Annotated in this window: 2 protein-coding genes; both read left to right on the forward strand. The window is 39.6% G+C overall.

The window, feature by feature from the left end; all coding sequences use genetic code 11:
- The coding region (locus FY557_RS19955) for a VOC family protein (RefSeq protein WP_185151785.1) at positions 1-312 on the forward strand (312 nt) is incomplete at its 5' end.
- Between the two features lie 62 nt (positions 313-374).
- A complete protein-coding gene (locus tag FY557_RS19960) occupies positions 375-671 on the forward strand; it encodes a GNAT family N-acetyltransferase (RefSeq protein ID WP_149248976.1) in 297 nt (98 codons plus the stop codon).
- The last annotated feature ends 3 nt before the right edge of the window (positions 672-674 follow it).

Raw genomic sequence — 674 nt, forward strand, 5'->3', positions numbered from 1 at the left:
ATCCAAACAGGCAGAAATGCAGCAGGAACCAATCACCACGTGGCTTTCAGAGTAAAGGATGACCGGGTTTTAATGGAATTCCGTGAAAAAGTAAGGTCTGCAGGTCTGAATATCACTCCGAAAATAGACAGGGATTATTTCTATTCATTGTATTTCCGTGAACCGGGCGGTGTTCTGTTTGAAATAGCCACCGATAATCCGGGTTTCACTGTGGATGAGCCTTTAAGCGAATTAGGAAAAAATTTAAAGCTTCCAAAACAGCATGAAGGCCTTCGTGAAAGAATAGAATCAGTGCTGCCGAAATTATCATAGGATATCCTGCAGTTTCATAAGAAAGGGTAATTTAGATAAACAAACATTAAACATTAAATAAAATGGAAACCACAAAAGTAGTTTTGGGCAATGTAAGAGGGGAAATTCAGCTTTTCTCAGACGGTAAAAAGGCGGGTAAAATGGATATTTCGGTGATTAAAGACAAACTAACGGTTTATCATACCGAAGTTGATGATGAATATGCAGGAAATGGTTTTGCGAAAATATTGCTGGATAAGCTGGTGGCTTACGCCCGGGAAAACAATCTGAAAATCGTTCCGCTTTGTCCGTACGTTCACGCGCAATTCAAACGTCATCCGGAAGAATACAATGATGTCTGGTTCAAAGAAGAAGCATAAAAT

The sequence above is a fragment of the Chryseobacterium sp. SN22 genome (genome assembly GCF_008329705.1).
In the GTDB taxonomy this organism is placed as follows: domain Bacteria; phylum Bacteroidota; class Bacteroidia; order Flavobacteriales; family Weeksellaceae; genus Chryseobacterium.

Coding starts and splice junctions, on each gene's coding strand:
- FY557_RS19960 (WP_149248976.1), top strand. CDS start 375: ATGGAAACCACAAAAGTAGTTTTGGGCAATGTAAGAGGGGAAATTCAG.